The organism is Mesorhizobium sp. B1-1-5, from assembly GCF_006443065.1.
Taxonomy (GTDB): Bacteria; Pseudomonadota; Alphaproteobacteria; order Rhizobiales; family Rhizobiaceae; genus Mesorhizobium.
In genome coordinates, this window is record NZ_VFWS01000115.1 from 1 (window position 1) to 16345 (window position 16345).

Below are 16345 nucleotides of genomic sequence, written 5' to 3' on the forward strand. Positions count from 1 at the left end.
AAAGCTTGGCGCCTTTCCTCTACCCCGTCGATCGGGGGAGAGGTGGCTCGGCGAAGCCGAGACGGAGTGGGGGTCGATCAGCGCTACATAAGACAATGCATGCGCCAAGCTGCCATGCACCCTATCGCCAAAGACCAGCTGCTCGGAAATGGGTGCATGCCGTAGCCCACTCCGTGGGGCGAGGACCTGTGAACCGTTTGAACCATCACCAAAACTCCGTTGATCCATCATAATTTTATGATGGTCTTGGCCGCTCCGCTGGGCCATAGCGTTAGGCCATGGTCACCGCTACAGCCGATCTCGATCAGGATGCCAAGGCCCGCCGCGGCTTCCTCCTGGCGCTTGGCGCCTATTTCCTTTGGGGGCTCTTGCCCTTCTACATGAAGGCGGTGGCGCATCTGCCGCTTGCCGAGGTGATTGCCAACCGCGTCGTCTGGTCGGTGCCGATCGCGGCGGCGGTGCTCATCTGGGCCGGCCGCACCGCCGACTTCAAGGCGGCGATCCGCTCGCCGAAGAGCCTTGCCATGGCGGCGCTGACGGCGGTGCTGATCTCGATCAACTGGGGCATCTATGTCTGGGCGATCGCCGTCGATCGCACCGTCGAGACCGCGCTCGGCTACTATATCAACCCGCTGGTCAGCGTCGTGGTCGGTGCGGTGCTGCTCGGCGAGCGGCTCGACAGGCTGCAGATCGCCGCGGTGGCGCTCGCTACGATCGCGGTGACGGTGCTCACAGTCGAGGCCGGCAAATTGCCATGGGTATCGCTGGCGCTCGCCTTCTCCTTCGCCGCCTACGGCTTCTTCCGCAAGACGCTGCCGATCGGCCCGAGCCAGGGCTTCCTGCTCGAAGTGCTGCTGCTGTCGGTGCCGGCGCTTTGCTACATCGTCTACCTGATCGCCACCGGCCAGGACCATTTCATCTCCAGCACGGGTGCCGACACCGCATTGCTGATCGGCTGCGGTCCGGTCACCGCAGTGCCGTTGCTGCTGTTTGCATTCGGCGCCAGGCTGCTGCGCCTGTCCACCATCGGCATCATGCAATATATCGCGCCGACCATGGTGTTCCTGATCGCCGTGCTGATCTTCGATGAACCGTTCGGCACCACGCAGGCCATCGCCTTCGCGCTGATCTGGACAGCATTGGCGATGTATAGCTGGTCGATGTTCCGTGGCCGCGAGGTCCGTCCGCCAGCGCCAGCAACAAGATAAGCAAGCGCGCAACGGTTCTCCGTCTGAAATTGCGTTGACCAGGGGAAAGGGCGTCTGATGTACGTTCTGCATATCGGCAACAAGAACTATTCGTCCTGGTCGCTGCGGCCATGGTTGCTGATGCGCGTCCTCGACATTCCCTTTGAGGAGCGGTTGACGCCGTTCCCGAGCGGATCGAGTTTCGACCTCTACCGACAATTCTCGCCCAACGGCCGGGTGCCCTGCCTGGTCGATGACGGCTGGGCGGTCTGGGATTCGCTATCGATCGTCGAATACCTGGCCGAACGCCACCAGGGCGTCTGGCCGGCGGACGCGAAGGCGCGTGCCTGGGCGCGTTCTGCCGCCGCCGAGATGCATTCGAGCTTCACCGCGATGCGCAATGACTGCCCGATGAGCTGCGGCGTCCGCGTCGCGCCGTTACCGATGTCCGGCGCACTCAAGCACGACATCTTCCGTATGGGAGACTTGTGGAACGACGGCCTTGCGCGTTTCGGCGGGCCGTTCCTGGCCGGCGACCGTTTTGGTGCCGTCGATGCATTCTTCGCTCCCATCGCGTTCAGGGCACAGTCCTACGGACTGACGTTCGAAGGCGCGGCAGCTGCCTACCCGCAACGGCTGCTCGATCTGCCGGCCATGCACGAATGGTACGCGGCCGGACTTGCCGAGACGTGGCGCGAGCCCGACCACGAAGCCGAAGTCCGTGCCGCCGGCACGATCGTCGAGGATTTGCGGGCAACCGCCTGAAGCGCTACACGCGCCCCAGCCGTCGCACGAACATATAGATGATGCCGGCGATGACGACCGAGATCGCCGTCACCACCCAGAATCCCAGCGGCGTGCCGACCAGCGGCAATCCGCCGACATTCATGCCGAACAGGCCGGAGATGATGGTCATCGGCAACAGCACCGCCGTCATGACGGAGAGGATATAGAGCAGCTGGTTCGACTGCTCGGTCAGCTTCGCCATCAGCTCGTCCTGCAACAGGCGCGTGCGCGCCTGCAGTTGCTCGCCATCGTGATGCAGCGTGTGCGCCCGGTGTGAAAGCCGGGTCGCCATGTCGTTGATGGGGTCGGGCAGTTCGTTGCGGTGCGAATGGTCGAGATGGCGGAAGAGGCTGGTGAGCGTCGCCATCTGCCGGTGGATCAGCACCAGCTGCCGGCGCGCGTCGACCAGTGCTTGGCGCTCATTGTGCCATGCATCGCACACGATGCGATCCTCGATGCCGTCGAGCGTATCGCCCATCTTGTCGAGCTCGGCCGCCATGCCGTCGAGCGACTGGCCCATCACCGCCTCGATCAGCTCGGCCGGCGTGCGGAATTTGCGCGTGCCGCTCTCCACCAGCTTGCGGATCTTGTCGACCGATTCCAGCGGCTGCTTGCGGGCGCCGACCAGCATCCTGTCGTTGAAAGCGAAGCGGAAATGGGTGAGCCCGCGCGCCTCGGCGAAATCGTGCCTGAGGTCGGGCAGGTCGCCAAAAAGGAAGTCGTCCTCGAAATCGATCTGGCAGCCATGGCTGGGCGACAGGAAGGCGTCGCGCACCGGCGCCGGCAGGGCCTGCTCGGCGCCGATCTCCTGGCGGGCGCGCATGTCGGTGATCTGGTAGCTGCGCCAGCTCCAATGCGCCTCCGCTGGATCCTTGGTGCGGCTGCCGTCGGCCTTGAAATGGTAGATGAAGAACAGCCCGTGCTCGTCCGGCAAATAGGGCGAGAGGTCGGTGCCTTCGGCGGGGAGGGCGATGTTCATGGCGGCTTCGCCGGCTCTTGATGCGGTCAGGGGTCGCGGGGACGGCCACGGCAAACCTACCATGGAGGTTGCCGCCCGGTGTGACATTTTGATGACTGCAGCTGCTGTCACTCTCGACAGGGCTGTCCTATCGTTTGCTCGTTTGCTGAACACCCCGCGCGGCGGCGGTCCGGTCAAACGGCAGCTCGCTTCGTCTGCCTAGGCCGTGGCCAGCCATTTGCGCGATATGGCGAAGGTCCTGAAGGATTTTGCGTCCATCGGACGCCCGAATGCGTAGCCTTGCAGGATGTCGCAGCCGAGGTCCTTCAGGATGCGCGCATGTTCCATCGTCTCGACGCCTTCCGCCACGACGCCGATGCCGAGCGATTTGCCGATTTCGATGATTGACGACACCAGCCGCCGCTGCGCCGCCGAACCGGTTATCGGCGTGACGAGCTGCCGGTCGATCTTGAGACGGCTCGGTTGCAGTTTGAGCAGGCTGACGACGGATGCATGGCCCGTGCCGAAATCGTCGATCTCGATGTCGATCCCGAGTTCCTTGATGTGCTCGATGTTCCAAGTGACAAGCTCGTCATTTTCGTCCAGGAAAATCGATTCCACGAGCTCGAATGAGACGGTTCCCTCCTCGATCGGCAGCTTGCGCAGGCCGTTGATCAGGTCTTTGTCCTCCAGCCTTCGTGCCGAGACGTTGACGGAAAAGCGCGGGATGTTGAGACCGTCGCGCGACCAGCACTGGAAATTCTCCTGCGTTTGTTCGAGGATCGTGCGGTCGATCAGCGAGACCACATTCAATTCCTCGGCCACTCTGAGGAAGATGTCGGGGGCGAGGATGCCGCGTCGTGGATGGCGCCAGCGCGCCAGCGCCTCGACGCCGACGATCTCGAGGGTCTTGGCATCGAACTGTGGTTGGTAGTAGGCGATGAATTCGTTGCGCTCCAGCCCGCCCAGGATCTCGTCCGCGGTCTGCTTGGTCCTGACGATCTCGCTCTGCAGCTCTTCATTGAAGAACTCATAACGATTGCGACCGCGGCTCTTGGCTCGATAGAGCGCGAGATCGGCGTTGACCAGCAGCTGCTTTGCATCGACGCCGCTAAGCGCCGCAATCCCGATGCTGACCCCGAACCGGCATTGGTGGCCTTTATAGTCGACGGGCTGGCGCATTTCTTCGATGATACGGTCCGCTAGCGCGGCGAGTTCATTGTCATCGCGCCCCTGGCACACCACAACGAACTCGTCTCCGCCGATGCGCGCCACGAAGTCGCCTGCCCGGACGTTGGCTTTGATGACCTTCGAGGCATACATGAGCATGGCGTCGCCCGCCGCATGGCCAAGCGTGTCGTTGATGTGCTTGAAGCGGTCGAGGTCGAGATGCAGCAGCGCAGTGCGATCTTCGGGCGAATTGGCCAGCATCTCGTCGAGGTAACGGCGATTGGGCAGGCCTGTTAGCGAATCGTGCAGCGCAACATGCTCGATGCGCGCCTTGGCGGTCTTGAGTTCGGCATTCTTCGATTCCGACAATTGCCGTTCACGCACCAGATTCTCGTTGAGCAGAACGTCGCTGGTCACGTCCCATTCGGCCCCGACCATCTTCGGCGTGCCGTCGCTGTCCTGGAAGTAGCTTGCACGCGCCCGCACATGGCGGACGGTGCCGTCTGGGCGAAGCAGTCGATACTGCGACGAGTAGGGACCTTTTGCAGCCACGGCAAGGTCGAACTCGCGCTGTGCCCGCGCGATATCCTCGGGGTGGATCGCCAGTGCCCAGTCATCATAGCCGCGCGGCTTCCCATCGGCGGGCTTGCCGTAGATCTCATTGACGCGATCGTCCCACAGCAGCTCGTCGGTGACGAGGTCTTGCTCCCACACGCCGATGCCCGAAGCCTCCAGAGCCAGTTCCAGCCTCCCGGACAGGCGCCTCAATTCGGCATAGTTTTTCTGCCTTTCGCCGAACAGCCGTCCGGCCACCAGGATGGGCAGCACCACCAGCACAGCGGCGAGCGCCATGAGCGCCTGCAAGACCCGCTCGTTCTTCGGCACGGCCGGCCAACCGCCCTTGGGGACTGCCGATATCTGCCAGGAACCGAACGGCAGCTGCACTTCTGCCGTTACCGGATTGTTCTTGACGATGTCGGCGCCACCGAAGAAGCGCTGGCCACCGCCGCCAAGCGCATCCATTCCGGTAAGCGCCACATCTATGTCGAGACCGGGGTCGGTGAGGCCGCTTGCGGCGTAGAGCCGATCGATGTCGATAGCCGCCGAGACAAGGCCCCAGAAGCGATCGCCGCCCCCCGCTGTCGGCACGAAGACAGGAATCCGGCCGATGAAGGCGCGCCCGCCCTGCCTGAGGTCGACGGGACCGGCAAGCACCGATATGCGCTGGTCGCGCGCCCTAAGCGCCGCCAAGCGTTGCGCCTCGTTCTTGCGGTAGTCGAGCCCGATCGCCTTCTCGTTGCCCTCCATGGGATACATCAGCGAAATGACGAGATCGGGCGCGCCGCCAATGTTGCGCAGCTGCGATTTCTGCTTGAAGAGATTGGCAGCGAGGGAGGCAAATCTCTGCTGCCCCATATAGGGCTCGGTGACGATGGCCGAGACGAGGCCCTGAACCAGCTGGAGATTGCCGTTGATGTTTCCTTCCAGCTTGGCGCGGATGATGTTGACCTTGTAGAGGACGTCGGCGCGCGTGAGTTGATCGGAAACCGTTTTGTTCTGCTGGTCGACGAAGATCGCGCAGATCATGAGCACGACGAAGGCAATCGCCGCCGGCACGTTGGCGGAAGAGAAAACGGCCTGCCTGATACGACCGATGTTGAAATTTGTCGCGGTCAATTCAACCCGAATAGCTTTCCTGGGCGACGCTCTGTCGATCGGAGGACGACGCGCCATCGATCGGAGTTAAAGGAAAGTGCTTAAATTAGAACTTCCATGCCCGCCTCAAGTTGCGCCATTCGCGGCCTGGAGGCTTGCCTTGAGCCAACAAACTCAAGCCATGATTAATGCCGGCTAACCGGGGCCGTTCATCGCGCAAAAATCGCGATCTTCCGTTGCCTCCAAAAAATTCTTTCCGCCCCCGGGAATAAAGCCGGGGCCCTCGGGGTCTTGGCTGTAGCGAGGCCATCCTCCCAAGGCACGCATCAACCAACCCGGAAGGAATACGCAAATGAACAGAACCGCCTTTGCCGCAGTCGCCCTCCTGGTTGCCACCGGCAGCGCCTTTGCCGGCAGCGACCACTTCTCCTGGGCGAATGGCGGCCAGCAGGCTGCCGTCGTCGACAGCACCACCACCGCTTCCATCGTGAGGCCCGAAATGGCCCGCCACGCCATGAAGCCGGCGACCAGGATTGCTGCGGAAGAGCCCGGCCAGGGCATTTGGGGTCGCTAGGCAGGAGTCGGGACCACAGGTCCCGATCCCCGGCGGGACCGAAAGGTCCTCGCCCAGGAGTCAGAACCGCAGGTTCTGATCCCAGCCGGGACCGAAAGGTCCTCGCTCCGGAGCTCGGGGCGAAGGGTTCTGATCGCGGCGGGGAAGGCACGCCTCGCCGGGTCGGAAACCAGAAGTCCTGATCTCCTCGGCGCCGGTCGGTCTTCAGTCGGACCGGTCGGTGCCGGTTTCCGCAGTCTCGGCGGAGGGCAGCACCGAGCCCTCCGCCATTCTCTCATACCGCATGAAACTTGAAACAACCCGCAGCCATTAGAGGAGATTTCCGATGTTCAACATGACGCGTCGCATGGTGCTGGGATCCGCCGCGGCCGCTGCCGCCTTCGGCATTGCCGGCAAGCTGGAATTCGCGCCCGCGGCTTACGCCGAAACCCCGGTCGAGCCGCTGGTAGGCTTCTACAAATACAAGGTCGGCTCGCTCGAAGTCACCGCGGTCTATGACGGCATCTGGCGCAAGCCGCACGACCCGGCGTTCATCAAGGACGTGTCGGTCGACGACACCAAGGCGGCGCTCGCCAAGGCGGGGCTGACCACGGAATTCATGCCGATCCCGCTCACCGTCGTGGTGCTCAAGATGAACGGCCGCACCATCATGATGGACGCCGGCTCCGGCGTCGGCCAGTGGCAGGCCAACGCCACGCATCTGCCGGCCAACATGAAGGCGGCCGGCATCGACTACAAGGCGATCGACACCATACTGATCTCGCATTTCCATCCGGACCATGTCTGGGGCCTGATGGAAAAGGGCACCAACGATCCGGTGTTCCCGAATGCCGAGCTGATCGTCAACGCCACCGAGTACAATTGGTGGACCGATCCGAGCCGGCTGGCCAAGCTGCCCGAGGGTCGCAAGCCCGCGGGCAAGCGCATCGCCGAGAACTTCCCGAAATGGAAGAACTGGAAGCTGGTCGACGACGGCACTGAAGCGGTGCCCGGCATCCGCATCATGGCGGCGCCCGGCCACACGCCTGGCCATTCCGTCTACCATGTCGATGCCGGCTCCGAGCAGTTCCTCGTCTCGGCCGACACCATGTACGTGCCGGCGCTGCTCGCCCCGCATCCCGAATGGCAGGGCGCCTACGACCAGGACGGGCCGATGGCGATCGCCACACGCCACAAGATCGTCGACCAGGTGATCGCCGACAATGTCCGCATCTGCGGCTCGCACTTTCCGTTCCCCGGCACAGGCAGCTTCGTCAAGGACGGCAATGCCTACGCCTTCACCCCAACCCAAATCTGAATCGGATCCTGAACAGAAAGCGATAACAATGAAACACGCACTTTTCGCGGTGCTCGGCGCCATTGCGGTCTTGACGGCGGCCCCGATCGCCATCGCCGTTCCGGCCTATGCCGTGGACGACATCGAAGGCGCCGACGCGCCGGACCTGACGGCGGTGAAAGCCAAGATCGAGGCCAAGGACTATCAAAGCGCGCTTGCCGACCTGCGCGACCTCGCGCAGGACACTCAGCAGGCCGACGTCTACAACCTGCTCGGCTTCACGCTGCGCAAGACCGGCGACTACCAGACCTCGCTCACCTACTACACCAAGGCGCTGGAGCTTCAGCCCGACCACAAGGCCGCGCATGAATATCTGGGCGAGCTCTATGTCGAGACCGGCGACATGGCCAAGGCCAACGAGCAGCTCGCCTCGCTGCAAAAGCTCTGCCCGGCCGGCTGCGAGGAGCTTGCCGACCTCAAGCAGGCGATCGCCACCAAGGTGACGAAGTAGCTCAGCCTGTTCCTCGCCTCCACAACGTGGGGGAGAGGTGGCCGCGAAGCGGCCGGAGAGGGGCCTGGCACCGACCTCGCCCCCCATAGGTACCGATTTTGGGCGCCGCGGCGGTAGCGCCCGAAAACCGGAGGCGGCGTTCCTCTCCCTCGCGCCGGCTCCGACCTTTCAACCTCAAGCGCACCTGCGTGGACACGGGCGACCGCCCATTTTCCAAACTGCCTGTTTCCAAAGACTGGAGCCGACCATGACACCGATCGAACTCGCCGAAAAACTTCACGCCAGCGACGTCGTCCTGCTTGCCGGCCGGCTGCTGCTGTCGCTGATCTTCGTGCATGAGGGTCTGCAGCTGGCGACGCATTTCGAGGGTGCTGAGAAGGCGATGGCCGCGCTCGGCGTCGGCACGCCGCTGCTTCTCGCCACCATCGCGTTGCAGCTTGGCGCCGGCCTATCGGTGGCGCTCGGCATCCTGGCGCGGCTGGGCGCGATCGGGCTCGGCCTGTTCTGCCTGATGACGGCCGGCCTCTTCCACACCAATTTCGCCAGCCAGAACGAATTGCTGCATTTCGAGAAGGACCTGGCAATCGCCGGCGGCATGTTCATCCTGGCGCTCGCCGGTTCCGGCAGGCTGTCGATGGACAGGGTGCTGATTGCGATGATGAAGGGCAGGGCAGCCAACGCTTTAGAGCCCGAAGCCGGAACCGCGCCGGGCGCTACCAGCCTGCCGGTCTGACACAACCCTGCCGCGCTGGGCGTTCAGCCCGCTTGCTGGCCTGGGACATCTTTCGCTGTGTAAGCAGCAGCGATCGGCGGAAAAGAAAAACCTGCAAATACGCAAACGTTTCAATAAGCTTCGCCCGCAATAGATAATTCACGTGATTCAAATCGCGCTGAACCAGTGGGGTGGAGGGGCTGTTGACTGTAAAGACCTTGGCCGATGCCGTATCGGCCTATGGCGCGTCACTTAAGCCGAAGCTTTCAAATCCGGCGATCGGGGGACAACCCGAGGACCAGCTTCGCGCGCCGCTTGAAGTGCTCGTTCGCGAACTGGGTGAAATCGGCGGGCTGGCGGCCGGCTCAGTCCATTTGGTCGGCGAGACCAGTCTTGCCGACATCAAGACACGCCCGGACTTCGCGGTCACCGTTCACCACGCTCTGGTGGGATTTATCGAGGTCAAGGCTCCGGGCAAGGGAGCTGACCCACGGCATTTCGCCGATCCGCACGACAAGGATCAGTGGAACAAGCTGAAATCGCTGCCGAACCTTCTCTACACGGATGGCAGCGCTTTCAGCTTGTGGCGTGATGGTGCGCTTGTGGGCAAGATTGCCGCTTTGGAAGGCGATCTCGAAACCGCCGGCTCAAAACTCATTGCGCCGGACGGCTTGCTACCGTTGTTGCTCGATTTTCTGACCTGGGCACCGGTGCCCCCGCCAAATGCAAAACGACTCGCGGAGATCAGTGCCCGCCTCTGTCGTCTTTTGCGTGACGAGGTGATTGAGCAACTTGCCCGCAACAGCGAAGGGCTGACCACACTCAAGCAGGACTGGCGCAAATTGCTTTTCCCCGAGGCGGATGATCAACAATTCGCGGATGGCTACGCGCAGGCCGTGACCTTCGGCTTGTTGATCGCCAGGGCGCTCGATATTCCGCTCGCTGCCGGTATCCATCAAGCGGCCCACGAGCTCAGAAAGACCAACTCGCTCATCGGCACAGCGCTCGGCATGCTGACCGATGATGACTCCAATCAGAAGGCTCTCCAGACCTCTCTCTCGACGCTTACGCGTGTGCTGGACAAGGTGAATTGGCACACGATCAGCAAGGACAAACCAGAAGCATGGCTCTATTTTTATGAGGATTTCCTTGGCGTCTACGATAACAAGCTGAGGAAGCAAACCGGCTCCTATTACACGCCGCCGGAAGTCGTCGATGCCATGGCCGGATTGGTGGATGAGGCGCTGCGAGGGCCGCTTTTCGAGCGCCCGGCCGGACTTGCATCCGCCGATGTCACACTGGCAGATCCCGCGATGGGAACAGGCACTTTTCTGCTCGGTGTCTTGCGCAAGATTGCCGCGACGATCTCGGGCGACCAGGGTCCCGGTGCGGTCGCAAATGCCATCGAGGCGGCGGCGAAGCGACTTGTTGGCTTCGAATTGCAGTTTGGCCCGTTCGCGGTGGCTCAGCTTCGGCTCGTCGCCGAAATGCAAGCCCTTATCAAGCCGAAGCCCGGCGAGGCGCTAAAATTGCCGGACATGAAACTCTTCATCACCAATACGCTGGGCAACCCCTACGTCGAGGAAGAAACGCTGATGCAGGGCGGCGCCATCGCCAAATCGCGGCGTGACGCCAACACGGTGAAGAAAGAACAGAAGATCACGGTTGTCCTCGGCAATCCCCCTTACAAGGAAAAGGCAAAGGGGCGCGGCGGCTGGATCGAGGCCGGCTCGGGGGGAAAGCTCAAGGCCCCGATGGATTGGTGGGCCGCGCCGCGCGAATGGGGCGTCGGTGCGCACGCGAAGCACTTGAAAAACCTCTATATTTATTTTTGGCGCTGGGCGACCTGGAAGGTATTCGGCACCGGGAATTATGCTGCGACTGGCTTTCCCGACAAGGATGAGGAAGGCATCGTCTGTTTCATCACGGTTGCCGGTTTTCTGAACGGCCCCGGGTTCGAACGCATGCGCGACGATCTTCGGCGCACCTGTTCGGACATATGGGTGATCGACTGCTCTCCGGACGGACACCAGCCTGAGGTCAGGACGCGCATTTTCCAGGGGGTGCAGCAACCGGTCTGCATCGTGCTCGCGGCCAAGACACTCGGCAAGAGCAAGGACACTCCCGCGAGAGTGCGCTTCCGTGCGCTGCCGAAAGGGTCGCGCGAAGATAAGTTCGCGGCATTGGAAAAGCTGACACTGGGCTCAGGGGCGTGGCAGGACTGTGCGTCCGCATGGCGTGCCCCTTTTTTCCCCGCGGCCAGCGGCGATTGGGATGCTTTTCCTCCGCTCAAATCCTTCTTTGACTATGACGGCTCGGGTGTCATGCCTGGCAGAACGTGGATTATCTCACCGGACCGCCAGTCGCTCGAACAGCGTTGGACGAAGCTCCTATCCGAGAAAAATCCGGCGAAGAAGGAAGAGCTGTTCCATCCCCATCTGCGGCAAGGGAAGCCAGGGGATAAGCATATTCGCAAAACCATTGCTTCGGGATTGGCGCAGCACGAAGAGCGGCTTGGCGCGGTAATCGATGAAGCGCGGCCGGTCATTCCTCCCGCACGCTATGGGTTCCGGTCCTTCGATAGACAATGGATAGTTCCCGATGCCAGGCTGATTAACCAGCCAAATCCGTCGTTGTGGGATAACTATTCACCGAGACAGGTCTGCCTAACAGCACTCGAGCGGGTCGCCCCGAAATCCGGGCCGGCAGTCACCTTCACCAGCCTCATTCCCGATCTTGACCATTACAAGGGCTCCTTTGGTGGCCGTGTCTATCCATTGTGGCGAGATCCGGTGGCAAAGCAGCCCAATATGGCACCGAAGGTGGTGGGCATGCTGGCGGACATCCACGGCCATCCAATTTCAGCCGAAGATGTGATGGCTTACCTGGCTGCAGTGCTTTCGCATCCGGCCTTCACGGTGCGCTTCCAACCCGATTTGGTGCAGCCTGGCCTGCGCGTTCCTCTCACCGCGGACCCTATGTTGTTCGCTGAAGCTGCGGCACTTGGCCGTGAGGTGATCTGGCTGCATTGTTATGGCGAGCGCTTTGCGGACATGGAAGCTGGACGGCCGAAAAGCCCACCCCGTATGCCGGAAGACCTGCGTCCCTTCATTCCGGAAGACGGCGGCATTCCGGGCGCACCGGAGCCGTTGCCCGACACGATGGAGTATGATGCTCCTCAGCGCCGGCTTCATGTCGGCAAGGGCTTCATCGACAATGTCTCGCCGGAGATGTGGAACTACGAAGTTTCGGGCAAGAAGGTCGTTTGGCATTGGTTCAGCTATCGCCGGCTGGACCGCTCGCGCCCGCAGATCGGCGACAAACGGCCTCCGTCGCAGCTCGATTCGATCCAACCGGATCATTGGCTGGCCGAATACACGACCGATCTGATCGACCTCCTCAATGTTCTCGGCCGCTTGATTGCGCTGGAGCCGGCGCAGGCCGATTTGATGGAACGCATCTTGAAGGCCGAACTGATCAAGGCCGATCATTTGAAGGCGGCGCTCGGCGAAGGCGAAGCGGATAACTGACAGGGATGTCAGGAAAACGGGGATAAGCCTGGTTGGCGCCATCGTGTAACCAATTTGGTTACGCCATAGTGCAGGTACGAATCGTACCCGGTACACCCATGGCCAGCAGACACCAGCTCGATCTTTTCGGCAGCGATGAGCCCGAGCTCTTCGATCAAGACGCGCCGCCCGTCTACTACCAGGGCGATCCCGATCGCGTCCGCGCAAGGCTGCACAAGCTGATCGCGGAAGCGCGAGCGGCTGACTCGCTACCTTGGGATGCGGACAGTGTTCGTCTCTATCGCAAGATCGTGCCGCAAATGGTCCTTTGGTTGCCGCAGGAGGAAGGCGCGCAGCTCTGCTTCGAATTCGAGGAAGAGATGCGGCGACTGGCTGCAGCGTAATATCTGCTCGATGCAATCACTTCTGCCTGCTTTCACAACACGCTGGTGATCCCGCCATCCACCAGCAGCGTCTGTCCGGTGACAAAACTCGCCGCGTCCGACGCCAGGAACACCGCCGCGCCCGCCAACTCTTCGACATCGCCCCAGCGTCGCATCGGCGTGCGGCCGGCGAGCCAAGTCGAGAATTTCTCGTCGGCAACCAATGCTGCATTCAGCTGGGTCTTGAAATAGCCCGGCGCGATGGCATTGACGCGCACGCCATGCTGGCCCCATTCGCCGGCCATCGACTTGGTCAGCATGGTGATGGCGCCCTTGCTTGCCGCGTAAGGCGCGATCGAGGGCCGGGCGAGCGCGCTCTGCACCGACGACACGTTGATGATCACGCCCTTGCCGCGCGCAATCATCCCTTTGACCGTCGCGCGGCTGACCTTGAACACGCCGTCGAGATTGGTCGCCATCAGCGCATCCCAGTCGGCGTCGGAAAAGGTCTCGAGCGGCGCGCGGCGCTGGATGCCGGCATTGTTGACCAGGATGTCGATCGGCGCGGTGCCGGCTTCCGAAGCCGCGATTGCCGCGTCGACCGACCGTGTGTCGGTCACGTCGATCAATGACTCCGCCACCGTGTAGCCCTCGGCGCGCAAACGGTCGCCGGCGGCCTTCAACTCGTCAGCCTTACGGCCGCCGATGGTGACGCGTGCGCCCGCGGCAGCCAACGCCTCCGCGAAAGCGAGCCCCAGCCCGCGGCTGGCGCCGGTGACGAAAGCATGCCGGCCTTCGAGGCCGAAGAGGCGGCCGAGATAATCAGTCGAGCGCAATTTGCACCTTCATCGATTGCGATTTGTCGCTGGCCAGCGCGAAGGCCTTGTGGGCCCCGGCCAACGGCAAGGTGTTGCCGAGCAGAGGCGCCGGAATTCTTCCTCGCACAGCTAGCAGCAAAGCCCGGCTCCCATTCAACCGATTCATCTGATAAATCGGACTAACAAGCGGGCTGTGCCGCATTGGCAATTAGTCGGTGCGGTATGGCGCGGCCTATCATCGTGGGGGATATGTCATAAACTGTCCCCGAATTGCTTGCGCACCCGCGCAGGCGCCCCTCCCTGTGCAGTTGACTGAGATGGAGCTAATACTTGGCTTGATTTCACGCGAGAATTGCTTGCGGTCGTCGGCAGGCTTATGGGGGAACGATGCTTAAATGGGGTGCAATCCTGGGTGTGATCGGCTTTCTCGGCGGCTTCGTCGGCCCGGTCATCTTTACGCCGGAGGCAAACCAGGGTCCGCTGCTCGGCATCTTCATCACCGGCCCGCTGGGCTTCGTCCTCGGTCTCATGGTGGGCTTTGTCCTGCGGTTGCTGCCGGATCGCCGCTAGGCTTCGGCTGGCGGTCCGTTGGCCCGCGGAACGCTATCCGTGCTGTCCCGCAAGCATAGCCCGAGGCGCTGAGGCGCATTCCGCAAGGCTGCGGCTGGCCCTGCGCCGGCTTTTATGCGCTGCTCATTCTCACCGCGGCATTCCAGATCTGGCGCCGACTTCAGCGGCGTGAAGCCGACCACGCAAGGTTGGCGGGTGTGCGGCTGGCGCTGCTCGTCGCGCTGCCCGCGATGGAGTGGCTGTCGGTGAATGCAATGCAGGACGCTTGGCCGTGCCATCTAGGCTAGGTCGCAACAAACTGGCAGGATGGCTCGATCAACGCGATTTGGGGGCGATCGCATGACTTTGCTTCAATTTCCGGTCACCGGCGAACAGGTCTCGAACGATGAGACGGAAGAGGTCATCCGCGAGGCCGAGCCGCATCGCGCGCTGGTACGCTACCGCCCCGATGGCGGCGAGCTCTTCATCCATACGCGGGTGAACATGCCGCTGCTGCGGGCCGCCGCCTCGCTGCCGATCCTGCGCCTGAAGCCCACGCCGCGCGCAGACGAGTTGACGGGGCGTGACACTCTGCTGACGCCCAACGGGTCGCAGCGAAGCTACGCTTTCCTCGAAAAGCTTTGCCAGGATCTGGCTGCTGCAAACTGCCCAGCCTGTTATATCGCCGAACAGCATGGCGCGGGCGGCCGCGATTTCTATTTTACGACCGAAGACATCGCCGGTTTCGAACATATAGCTGGCAAGGCCGCCGAGGCGCTGGCCTTTCCGCTCACGCTGGAACAGCATTCGCTTGCCGCGTTGGCGCCGCTCATCCTTCCCACCGAGGCGATAGGCGACCTCCGGCTGGAAATCGCCGCGAATGCCCGCATCCGGCCGACACGCTTCGAGTTCTGGGGCGCCGAGCCGTCTCTGGCGAAGCTGCGCGCCGAGCTTGAAAAGCGCGGCTACCGCTTCTTGAGTCTGGAGATAGTCTCGCGTGAGCTCAGGATGGCGAAGGACGTGCCTATCGACGGCGAGGGTTTCGGCTCCGTGCTGAAGGAAATCGTTCCGCTGGCAAGGTCGCTGCAATGCAGCTATCGCGGTACCGAGACCGTCGAGGGCCACGAACAGTTCCTGCTCACCCGCCCTCTGCCCGAGCGCTACAGCGGCGCGCGCCCGGGTATTTTCAGTCGTCTTTTCGGTCGCGGGTAGGCGCTGTCAGGTGGGCCGCCGCAGCTGCTTCACCGCTTCGGTCCGAAACCCGGATAAGGGTTGAGCGGCACGATCGCCGCGATGTCCATCATGCCGGCCTCGATCAGCGGCAGCGTGGCAAGGTGGCCGCGCACCTCCTTTTCGTCTGCCGCCTCGAACATCATGCCGCTGCCGGGAACGTCGCCGCGGTTCCAGATCTGGCGCACGGCGCCTTGCGCATAGAGCGCCTTGCGCTGTTCGGATTCGGGCGTCAGCAGCGGCGCGAAATCGGCGTCGCCGAACTTCTGGGTATTGCGGGTGAGCAGGGCAAAGAACTGCATGGCGATCTCCTTTGTGGCCGGTTGGTGCTGGAAGGTATCGCGCCACATGATTAGACTGTCCAAGCCTGATTAGGCTATGGTTGAGACCTCTCAGGGCTGAACTTGGAGGTGAAGATGCTCGACCTGCGCCAGATCAGATACTTCGTCGCCGTCGCCGAAGCCGGCAATGTCGGCCGCGCCGCCGAGCAGTTGCACATCTCGCAATCCCCCTTGAGCCGGCAGATCATCCAGCTCGAGGAACAGCTGGGCGTCGCCTTGTTTGAGCGGGCGAAGCAGCGCGTCCACCTCAACGCCGAGGGCAGGGCCTTCCTTGCCGAAGCCCGCGCGCTGCTTGCCAATGCGGCGCGGCTGGAAGAGCTCGGCCGCAACCTTGCCAGCGGCGCCACAGGCAGCCTCGCCATCGGCTATGTCGAGGGCGCGGTGCATTCCGGATTGGTCGCGGACATGCTGCGGGATTTTTGCCGTGCGCGGCCGGATTTTCATCTGCAGTTGCGCAGCCGGCGGACGGCGGCGCAGTTCGAAGATCTGAGGCAGCGTGTCCTCGACCTCGGTTTCGTCTATGCGCCGGCGCCGCAAGGCGATCCGGATATCGAGAGCATATTGGTGCGGCGCGAACCGCTGGTGCTTGCAATCCCGGAAGGCGATTCGCTCGCCGATGTCGCCGACATCGCGCCCGGCCATCTCAACGGCCGCGTTTGGATCACAGTCGTGCGCCAGCCCGGCG

The 16345-nt window shown here is 62.6% G+C and carries 15 protein-coding genes; 11 read left to right on the forward strand and 4 right to left on the reverse strand.

The features are described 5' to 3' along the window. The first annotated feature begins 278 nt into the window (after positions 1-278). Positions 279-1208: an EamA family transporter RarD gene (gene rarD / locus FJ980_RS24580; protein WP_140546308.1), complete on the forward strand. Its 930-nt coding sequence runs from the start codon at positions 279-281 to the stop codon at positions 1206-1208. A gap of 57 nt (positions 1209-1265) precedes the next feature. Next, the gene (locus FJ980_RS24585) at positions 1266-1952 is read left to right on the forward strand and encodes a glutathione S-transferase (protein ID WP_140546309.1); all 687 of its coding nucleotides are present in this window, start codon (positions 1266-1268) and stop codon (positions 1950-1952) included. Positions 1953-1956: 4 nt separating this feature from the next. Here FJ980_RS24585 and FJ980_RS24590 read toward each other — a convergent pair whose 3' ends face one another. Continuing rightward, positions 1957-2952: a transporter gene (locus tag FJ980_RS24590; RefSeq protein ID WP_140546310.1), complete on the reverse strand. Its 996-nt coding sequence runs from the start codon at positions 2950-2952 to the stop codon at positions 1957-1959. 198 nt (positions 2953-3150) lie between these two features. Further along, entirely contained in the window at positions 3151-5688 is a 2538-nt protein-coding gene (locus tag FJ980_RS24595) for an EAL domain-containing protein (protein ID WP_246676544.1), read from the reverse strand. Between the two features lie 421 nt (positions 5689-6109). On the opposite strand from FJ980_RS24595, the gene FJ980_RS24600 reads away from it, so the two are divergent. The 6 genes from FJ980_RS24600 to FJ980_RS24625 all read left to right on the forward strand — a co-directional run bounded on the left by FJ980_RS24600 (position 6110) and on the right by FJ980_RS24625 (position 12743). Continuing rightward, positions 6110-6331, forward strand: a complete 222-nt coding sequence (locus FJ980_RS24600; protein WP_140546312.1) for a DUF680 domain-containing protein — start codon at positions 6110-6112, stop codon at positions 6329-6331. A gap of 325 nt (positions 6332-6656) precedes the next feature. After that, a complete protein-coding gene (locus tag FJ980_RS24605; RefSeq protein WP_140546313.1) occupies positions 6657-7628 on the forward strand; it encodes an MBL fold metallo-hydrolase in 972 nt (323 codons plus the stop codon). Between the two features lie 28 nt (positions 7629-7656). Then, entirely contained in the window at positions 7657-8118 is a 462-nt protein-coding gene (locus FJ980_RS24610; protein WP_140546314.1) for a tetratricopeptide repeat protein, read from the forward strand. A gap of 247 nt (positions 8119-8365) precedes the next feature. Further along, positions 8366-8851, forward strand: coding sequence for a DoxX family protein (locus FJ980_RS24615; protein WP_140546315.1), 486 nt, complete (start codon positions 8366-8368; stop codon positions 8849-8851). A 182-nt stretch (positions 8852-9033) separates the two neighbouring features. Then, entirely contained in the window at positions 9034-12360 is a 3327-nt protein-coding gene (locus FJ980_RS24620; RefSeq protein ID WP_246676540.1) for a type ISP restriction/modification enzyme, read from the forward strand. Between the two features lie 98 nt (positions 12361-12458). Continuing rightward, positions 12459-12743: a hypothetical protein gene (locus FJ980_RS24625; protein ID WP_140546316.1), complete on the forward strand. Its 285-nt coding sequence runs from the start codon at positions 12459-12461 to the stop codon at positions 12741-12743. A 32-nt stretch (positions 12744-12775) separates the two neighbouring features. On the opposite strand, the gene FJ980_RS24630 is transcribed toward FJ980_RS24625, so the two are convergent. After that, positions 12776-13558: a glucose 1-dehydrogenase gene (locus FJ980_RS24630; protein WP_140546317.1), complete on the reverse strand. Its 783-nt coding sequence runs from the start codon at positions 13556-13558 to the stop codon at positions 12776-12778. A 369-nt stretch (positions 13559-13927) separates the two neighbouring features. On the opposite strand from FJ980_RS24630, the gene FJ980_RS24635 reads away from it, so the two are divergent. Together FJ980_RS24635 and FJ980_RS24640 are read left to right on the forward strand one after the other, a co-directional pair. Beyond that, a complete protein-coding gene (locus FJ980_RS24635) occupies positions 13928-14110 on the forward strand; it encodes a hypothetical protein (protein WP_140546318.1) in 183 nt (60 codons plus the stop codon). Between the two features lie 339 nt (positions 14111-14449). Continuing rightward, complete coding sequence (locus FJ980_RS24640) at positions 14450-15301, forward strand: hypothetical protein (protein ID WP_140546319.1); 852 nt, start codon at positions 14450-14452, stop codon at positions 15299-15301. Between the two features lie 29 nt (positions 15302-15330). On the opposite strand, the gene FJ980_RS24645 is transcribed toward FJ980_RS24640, so the two are convergent. Then, the gene (locus FJ980_RS24645; RefSeq protein WP_246676542.1) at positions 15331-15669 is read right to left on the reverse strand and encodes a muconolactone Delta-isomerase family protein; all 339 of its coding nucleotides are present in this window, start codon (positions 15667-15669) and stop codon (positions 15331-15333) included. Positions 15670-15735: 66 nt separating this feature from the next. Here FJ980_RS24645 and FJ980_RS24650 point away from each other — a divergent pair. Next, a partial coding sequence (locus FJ980_RS24650; RefSeq protein WP_140546320.1) for a LysR family transcriptional regulator occupies positions 15736-16345 on the forward strand: 610 nt, incomplete at its 3' end.